The 8550-nt window shown below is 26.0% G+C and carries 6 protein-coding genes and 3 pseudogenes; 2 read left to right on the forward strand and 7 right to left on the reverse strand.

Going from position 1 to position 8550, the window contains the following annotated elements:
• A pseudogene (locus AB668_RS03350) lies at positions 1-1597 on the forward strand (IS1634 family transposase); the annotation flags it as partial.
• 202 nt (positions 1598-1799) lie between these two features.
• Here AB668_RS03350 and AB668_RS03355 read toward each other — a convergent pair.
• The 7 genes and pseudogenes from AB668_RS03355 to AB668_RS03385 all read right to left on the reverse strand — a co-directional run.
• On the reverse strand, positions 1800-2036 hold the full coding sequence (locus AB668_RS03355) for a hypothetical protein (protein ID WP_152908050.1): 237 nt from the start codon (positions 2034-2036) through the stop codon (positions 1800-1802).
• 1 nt (position 2037) lies between these two features.
• A complete protein-coding gene (locus tag AB668_RS03360; RefSeq protein WP_050517619.1) occupies positions 2038-2757 on the reverse strand; it encodes a hypothetical protein in 720 nt (239 codons plus the stop codon).
• The gene (locus tag AB668_RS03365; protein WP_050517620.1) at positions 2757-3266 is read right to left on the reverse strand and encodes a dual specificity protein phosphatase family protein; all 510 of its coding nucleotides are present in this window, start codon (positions 3264-3266) and stop codon (positions 2757-2759) included. Before AB668_RS03365 ends, AB668_RS03360 begins: the two co-directional genes overlap by 1 nt.
• Complete coding sequence (locus tag AB668_RS03370) at positions 3266-4996, reverse strand: PTS transporter subunit EIIC (RefSeq protein WP_442928559.1); 1731 nt, start codon at positions 4994-4996, stop codon at positions 3266-3268. Before AB668_RS03370 ends, AB668_RS03365 begins: the two co-directional genes overlap by 1 nt.
• Positions 4997-5110: 114 nt before the next feature.
• Positions 5111-6850 (reverse strand): PTS transporter subunit EIIC, encoded by a 1740-nt coding sequence (locus AB668_RS03375; RefSeq protein ID WP_050517622.1) that lies wholly within the window; start codon positions 6848-6850, stop codon positions 5111-5113.
• Between the two features lie 212 nt (positions 6851-7062).
• Entirely contained in the window at positions 7063-7338 is a 276-nt protein-coding gene (locus tag AB668_RS03380) for a hypothetical protein (protein ID WP_235443341.1), read from the reverse strand.
• A pseudogene (locus AB668_RS03385) lies at positions 7325-7894 on the reverse strand (type I phosphomannose isomerase catalytic subunit); the annotation flags it as partial. The gene AB668_RS03380 and the pseudogene AB668_RS03385, both read right to left, overlap by 14 nt.
• A gap of 416 nt (positions 7895-8310) precedes the next feature.
• Here AB668_RS03385 and AB668_RS03390 point away from each other — a divergent pair.
• A pseudogene (locus AB668_RS03390) lies at positions 8311-8550 on the forward strand (IS1634 family transposase); the annotation flags it as partial.

The raw sequence follows: 8550 nt of genomic DNA on the forward strand, positions 1-8550 counted from the left end.
GAATATTTATCAATTGGGGTACCGAGAAGAGATAACAAGGGGTTTGAATTCAGATTCGGTTATGGTTATTTACATGAATTGAAAGAATATGACGATGATCCGCTAACTGTGATTAAAGCAATTATTGCAAACTTCCCACTATCTTGAACAAAAGAACAAGCTAAAACAAAATTAGATGAAATCTTCAAAGAGAAAAAATCATTGAAAAAAGAGGTTATAGAAAGGTATAAAGGTTACGAGATTATTGAAAAACTCTTTGATTATTTCGATATTTTTGATAATTGTTCTACTACAAGATCAACAACACTAAAAGATGTTATTATGCAATTAATTTATCAAAGAATTAAAAATCCGATTAGCGTATTTAACACTTACAAAACAATAAAAAAAGAAAGAATAGATACTCATTCAAAAAATTCATTTTACAGATCATTAGATTATATTGCAAAAAATAAAGACGAGATTCTGAAAAACTTAAACAAGAAAATTTGTGATAACACAAATAGAAAAATTGATGTTTTGTGATTTGATGCAACAACCGCATATTTTGAAACATTTTCAAGAGAAGGGTTTAAAAAGCCTGGTTATCCAAAGGATGGAAAATTCAAGGAAGATCAAATTGTAATAGGAATGGCAACCGATGAAAACGGAATTCCATTACATTACAAAGTTTTTCCTGGCAATAGTGCTGATTCAAATACTTTTATTCCTTTCATGCTTGAAATTGCAGACCTTTATGAAATAAACACAGTAACTATTATTGCTGATAAAGGTATGAGTGTTAATAGAAATATTAGATTCTTAGAATCTAAAAATTGAAACTACATAATTTCTTATAGAATGAAAGCTGGTAGCAAACAATTTAAAGAGTATGTTTTAGATGAAAAAGATTATATAACCGATGGTTCTTTTAAATATAAAGTTCGTGATATAGCTTCTTTTTACAATAAAAAAACGACCAAACGGTCATTTCAGAAAACAGATAATAACTTATAACAAAAAACGTGCAATAAAAGATAAAAATGATAGAGATATCTTAGTTCAAAATTTTATTAAAAAGATGAACAAAGATAATTTAGTTTCTTATGATAATTTAGCCGGATCAAAAAAATATAAGTTTTTTAAACCTGTAAATAAAGGTGCGTTTTATGAATTAGATGTAGCAAAAATAAATGAAGATGAAAAATGCGATGGATATTATCTTTATGAAACAAATAGAACTGATTTATCTGTAGTTGATATTGTAAATTTATATTCAAAACAGTGACAAATTGAATCTAATTTTAAAACGTTAAAAGGTAAATTGTCACTTCGTCCAATGTATCTATCAACATGAAATCATATTGTTGGATATATTTGTTTATGTTTTGTATCTTTAGTGTTTTTAAATTATGTAGTTTACCTTTTGAATTCTAGATTAGGATTACAAGGTAAAAATAGAATTACTGAACATAAAATGATTAACGTTATTAAAGATGTCAAAGAAATTGAGGTATTTGTAAACAAACAAAAAACAGAAACAATACAAGTGTTTAATGATGGGTTAAAAGAAAGTTGAGATACTTATCACACTCTTTTAGAAGTTTTAAAAAAATAACATTTGACTTATAAATTTAGGTTTATAAGTTTAAACTGTTATTTTTATGCTTAAAGTGGGAAACGTAGGAAATAAATAAAGCCTTTAAAGACTTTATTTTACAATATTTGTTATAAATTGACTTAAACCACCTAATAATAAAACTAAAATCCCTGCAACTATTAAACTTACTGATATTAAAGATAAAAATGTTTGTCTTTTACTATTTTACAATATTTGTTATAAATTGACTTAAACCACCTAATAATAAAACTAAAATCCCTGCAACTATTAAACTTACTGATATTAAAGATAAAAATGTTTGTCTTTTACTAGTTTTTTGAGTATTAAAAGTAATTGCACTTTTCTTTTTAATATAAAGTTGTAATAACCCACCAATTATTAATAACATTACTCCAACTACTATATTAACTATTAAAATAATATATTTTGCATCCATTTTATAATACACAATTAAAACTTTCTAAATAAAGTTCATCATATTTTACTGACTTATTAGTATTTATTAAAGCGCTAACTTGATCGTTTATTATTTTAAATACATTAGTTAAAAACTGTTGATCGGTAATTGTAATATCAACATCAGCTCCTGTAATGTATGATCTACAAACTACTGTATTTATAGTTTGTTTAGAGTTAATTTGACTAATTAAATCTCAAGTTTTTTTAGTATTTAATGTAGCATTATAGTTTAAATAAAATAAACTTTGAATATGATGTTGTAAAAATGCTCTTCCTTTTTTAATGGTTTGAATACTATTTTTATTATTATCAAAAATTACTATTTCATCATTTCTTAATTCAACATAATAATCATTAGAACCTGCTAATATTTTTAAAAACTCAATTTCATCAATAGTATTAAAATCTTTAATATCTACATTGTATCTATTAACTATTTTGAAATCGGTTATATTGTTATCTAACACTAATTGATTGACTCTTATTTTTAAATCTTCAAAAGACCCTATTTTACGATTTTGTGTACAGTTAATTGATAAGAAATTGCCTGGTTTTCTCATTTCTTGATCTGTAATATCACCAATTGCAATAATATCTTTTGATACTAGATCTCTTAAAACTAATGCTTTTTGTGTTTTTAGTAATTTATCTTCATTTCAAATATTAACTTTATTTCAATCAAAATCTATATAAATCATTATTTAAAATCCTTTCAATCATTTTTTGCTAATTGTTTTAAATTATGAAAAGGATAATTATTTTCTAAATATTTATATACACCTAGATTCACTTTCATAAATGGATAAATGTCTGTGACATATTTTTTTAATGCTTGTTTGAAAGTTAAATTATTATCAATTACTCCTTTAATTACTAAAAACATAAAGATAGTAGATGCACTTCTACTAATACCTAATTGACAATGAGTGTATAAGGTTGTGTTTGTATCATTTTCTAATAAGAATTTAATAGCTGGTGCAAAAAGATCATCACTAAAATCATCTACATCATGAGAATCTAATAAATTAATAGCTAATTTGTTTTTTGTTAAAATAAAGTTTTTTGTTTTATATAAAATTTCTTCATCACTATTTGATAGAATGTTATAAAAAATGTTACTTATTTTTAATTCTTTTTGTGGGTTAATTAATTTTTTAGAAAATTGATCTCCCAAGTAAATATTGTCTATTATTCTTTCACAAGGCATTATGATTCCACTCCTAACTTTTCACGTACCAATGTTGCTATGTTTGTTACTTTTGGTCCATAAATAATTTGAACTTGATCACCAATTTCTTTATAACCATATGGTTTAGTTTTATTTACAATTTCTTTATTGAATTTTGTTTTATCGTACATTGTAACTCTTAATCTAGTTACACAGTTTGCCATAATTTTAATATTTTCAGCTCCTCCACAACCTTCAATAATATTGTTTAAAAACTCTTCATCATATACTTCTTTTTTAGAAGATGTTTGGTTGGCTTCAAGTTTTTGAATTTCTTTTAATTCTTGTTCTAATTCAATATCTTCTTTTTTGTTTTTTAATTCTTTGTATTCTTTTTTAGTTACTAGATGAGTTAAACCACCCTCTTGGCGACCTGGTGTTTTGTAATTGAATTTTTTAATCATAAAGTAAAATACTACAAAATAAATTGCACCAAAAATTGGACCAAGAACTAAAGTTCCTCAAACGTTAGATATTAATTTAAAGTTAATTGGGTTAACTATTAATCAAGTAATAATACCACTACCACGGGTTGTAACTGATGCAAAATTAAACACATACATTAACATATTTTGAAGACCAGCAAATATAGCATGAAATATATATAATACTGGTGCTACAAATAAGAATGTAAATTCAATAGGTTCAGTTACTCCTGATAAAAATGAAACTGTAGCTGCAGAAATAATAGAAGAGCCATAAACTTTTCTATTAGCTTTTGGCATTACAAAAAACATTGCAAGAGCAGCACCTGTAAGGCTAAACATATTGTTTACAAAAACACCATTTGTTGCTCAAGTGTCTTTTGCTGTTATTATTTCTTGAAAAGCTAATTTAGATAATGATATATTTATTATTCCAGTAATTTGATTACCACTAGGATCTGTTCACTGTCCACCAACTGGAGTGTAATAAATAAAGAAGTTTAATACTTGGTGTAATCCAAAAGGAATTAAAGCACGGTTAAGTGAATAATATAAGAATGGAGAAAATGCACCTAATTTTTTTAAACCTTGACCACTATAAAATAAACCTTTGTTTAAATAAATTCATATATAACCTAATAACAATCCGAATAATCAACCGGCTAAAGTAGCAGCAACTGGTGAAAATTTAGGACCTCCAAAAAATGAAAGTACTTCTGGGAATTTTAATTTATATGTGTATTTATGGATTAGATAACCTAATAATCCAGCTAGCATCCCACCAAATGCACTATATTGAAATGATAATACTCCAAATCTTTGTTTTAATCCAAAAATATCTTTAATTTGTTTTGAAACACCATCTACTATTATTGTTGCTTTAGCAGGATCTGTATATATAACTTTTAATATCAATGCTGTTGCTAAGTGCATAGCAGCATAAGCCATCAACCCAGAAAGTGCAGCAGACACCTTTTCAGATCTTGCTAACCCAGCAGCCAATCCTACAGCTACTAAAAAGTCGATGTTGGTAATAGCTATCATACCTAAATCTTTAATCGCATTAATTGTTAACTCTAATGCTGCTGGTGGTTTATTAGTACCAACATACTTAGCAGCTAAAATAGCTTGACCAGTATATCCAATAGCCGCTATTAATGCTAATAATGGAATTACAGTCACTGGAACTAAAATAGCACGACCAAATGTTTCTAAATTAGATCTAATATTAAAGAAATATGTTTTAAATTTTTCTTTGTTTTGTTTTATAAAATCATTTTTCAAACCAACCATCCTCCTTGTCTATTTTTTAACTATATAAAAAGTACAATTTCTTTATGGATTTGTACTTTTTAAAAACTATTTGATAATCGAAATTTTAAAATTATATTATAGTTATTATGATTCAATACCTAATTTTTCACGAACCAATGTTGCTATGTTTGTTACTTTTGGTCCATAAATAATTTGAACTTGATCACCAATTTCTTTATAACCATATGGTTTAGTTTTATTTACAATTTCTTTATTAAATTTTGTTTTATCATACATTGTAATTCTTAATCTAGTTACACAGTTTGCCATAATTTTAATATTTTCAGCTCCTCCACAACCTTCAATAATATTGTTTAAAAACTCTTCATCATATACTTCTTTTTTAGTAGATGTTTGGTTGGTTTCAAGTTTTTGAATTTCTTTTAATTCTTGTTCTAATTCAATATCTTCTTTTTTGTTTTTTAATTCTTTATATTCTTTTTTAGTTACTAGATGAGTTAAACCACCTTCTTCGCGACCTGGTGTTTTGTAATCGAATTTTTTAATCATAAATGTGAAGATACCAAAGTACACACCTAACATTACTGGTCCAACTACTCATGTACCTCAAACATTTTGAATTAATCTGAAGTTTGCAGGGTTAACTATTAATCATGTAATAATACCACTACCACGTGTTGTGACTGCTCCAAAATTACATAGATACATTATCATATTTTGAAAACCACTTAAGAAAACGTGAATTACATATAATAATGGTGTCACAAATAAGAATGTAAATTCAATAGGTTCAGTTATTCCTGATAATGCAGATACAGCACCAGCAGAAATTATAGAAGAACCATAAACTTTTCTGTTAGCTTTTGGCATTACAAAGAACATTGCTAAAGTTGCTCCTGTTAAACTAAATATTTTAGTTACATAAGTACCATTAATTACTCATGTATCTTTAGCAAGAATTTTTTCATTGTTTGCTAATTTTGCAAGTGCAACATTAAGAACACCTTCTATAGTTTTAGAATCAGTGCCTGGGGTGTTATAAATTCCTCCAACAGGAGTATAGTAAACAAAGAAGTTTAATACGTGGTGTATACCAAAAGGTAATAATGCACGTTCAGCCGATGCATATAAGAACGGAGAAAATGCACCTAATTTTTTTAAACCTTGTCCAGATGAATATAGTCCTTTATTAATATAAATTCATATATAACCTAATAACAATCCGAATAATCAACCGGCTAAAGTAGCAGCAACTGGTGAAAATTTAGGACCTCCAAAAAATGAAAGTACTTCTGGGAATTTTAATTTATATGTGTATTTATGGATTAGATAACCTAATAATCCAGCTAACATCCCACCAAATGCACTATATTGAAATGATAATACTCCAAATCTTTCTTTTAATCCAAAAATATCTTTAATTTGTTTTGAAACACCATCTACTATTATTGTTGCTTTAGCAGGATCTGTATATATAACTTTTAATATCAATGCTGTTGCTAAATGAATAGCAGCATAAGCCATCAACCCAGAAAGTGCAGCAGACACCTTTTCAGATCTTGCTAACCCAGCAGCCAATCCTACAGCTACTAAAAAGTCGATGTTGGTAATAGCTATCATACCTAAATCTTTAATCGCATTAATTGTTAACTCTAATGCTGCTGGTGGTTTATTAGTACCAACATACTTAGCAGCTAAAATAGCTTGACCAGTATATCCAATAGCTCCAATTAATGCTAATAATGGAATTACAGTCACTGGAACTAAAATAGCACGACCAAATTTTTCTAAACTTGCTCTAAACTCAGAAAATCAAGATTTAAGATTTGATTTTGTAAATGTTTCTTTAAACGAGAATGACATGTTATACCTCCCAAATTTATTTTAAATTTAAATAATAAAAGAACTCCTACTATATCAATGATATTTTTTTAAATTTTTTAGAAATTCCATAAAAAAACTAACTATTTATTAAAAAATTCCCAATTTTGGACACTATATAATTTTAATAATTTACTAAAAAATTCTTATTTTCGTCCATTAAATACATTAAATAAAAAAGTTTTAGTCTAATACTATATATTTAATAAATCAGCAAGGTTTTGAACGTATTTCAACATCTTGCTTTTCTTTCATTCTTTACCACTTATCTGTTCCATTTTATAACTTCTTAAATATTCTATTATTTGTTTGAAAGAATAATTTTTGTGCAAGTCCAATTTAATAAATTGGTTCTTAACACGTGTTCCAATTATTAATGATAAGTAGTTTATAAATTCAGTTGTATAAACTTTCATTTCAGAATGAACTCTGGTTTTTGATAATTCTAAAATGTTATCTATAAGTAACATCACTTGAATGTTGTAATTCATATATAACAACATTTGAAGTGATAGCATGAACCTTACCAGTTGGTACGTATAAAAAATCAGATTTCTTTATATCAACAGTTTTTAATAACATGTCTCATTGATTATTAATAACCATTTCTTCTAATTCTTTTTTAGTTTTTGCATTATGTCCATAAACTAATGAACTATCTTTATTACAATCTAAAACATATCAGGATTCAGGTTTTCCTAGTTGGTTATGTTTGCAAATAGCAACATCATCATTTGGGTGCACTTGTACAGATAAATTATCGCTTGTTGTAATAATCTTAGCTAATAGAGGATACTCACCTTGATAGTTATTAAATAAATGTCTATGATTTTCAAACAAATCTTTTAAACTCATATTAAAATATTTACCTTTAGTGGTTATATAACTAGATTTATTTTTATAACCAGAAATAACTCAAGCTTCTCCAACCTTATCATTATTGTTTATATTAAAACCAATTTCTTTTAGTTTTTGATTACCTCATATTTTATTACCTGAACTTTTCACAATTTTGTAACTAGTTATTAATAATGAAGTGTAAACCCTTTATTTAAAGGGTTTTTATTTTGAAAAAACACTAGATTTTTACTTTAAATAGTGATATAATGTAACTAGTAAAAGGAGATAAAAAAATGGCTTTTAAACCTGTAAAAATTCCATCAAAAGATATTGTATTTAGTAGAAGAAAAAACTGTACTTATGTGTACTAAAAAATTCCCAATTTTGGACACTATATAATTTTAATAATTTACTAAAAAATTCTTATTTTCGTCCATTAAATACATTAAAATATCTAAAAAATTAAATTTTCTTAAATCTAGAGCTAAAAAAGCTCTATTTTTTGTTCTAATTTTATTTAAAAAAAGTTTAAAAAACTAAAAATAGGTGGTAAAATAAATATATATGTATAGTGTTTAACACATAAAAAAGGAGATATAAAAATGGCCATTCCTAAAGACATATTAGAAATTCCAAGACCATCTAGTACAAGAGTAAAAGCAACCACAAAAGAAGGTGTTTATAATGTTATAAAAAGAACATCAATAAGAAAAAATGGAAAAATTATTCCTGTTGAAAAAGGAGTTATTGGAAAGATTATCAATGGTGTTTATCAAAGTATTGAAAAACAAACATATGAAGTAGACGTTAAATCATATGGTCTATTTGCACTAAATGAAAAA

This window comes from Mycoplasma sp. HU2014 (assembly GCF_001199495.1).
Classification (GTDB): domain Bacteria; phylum Bacillota_I; class Bacilli_A; order Mycoplasmatales; family Mycoplasmataceae; genus Mycoplasma.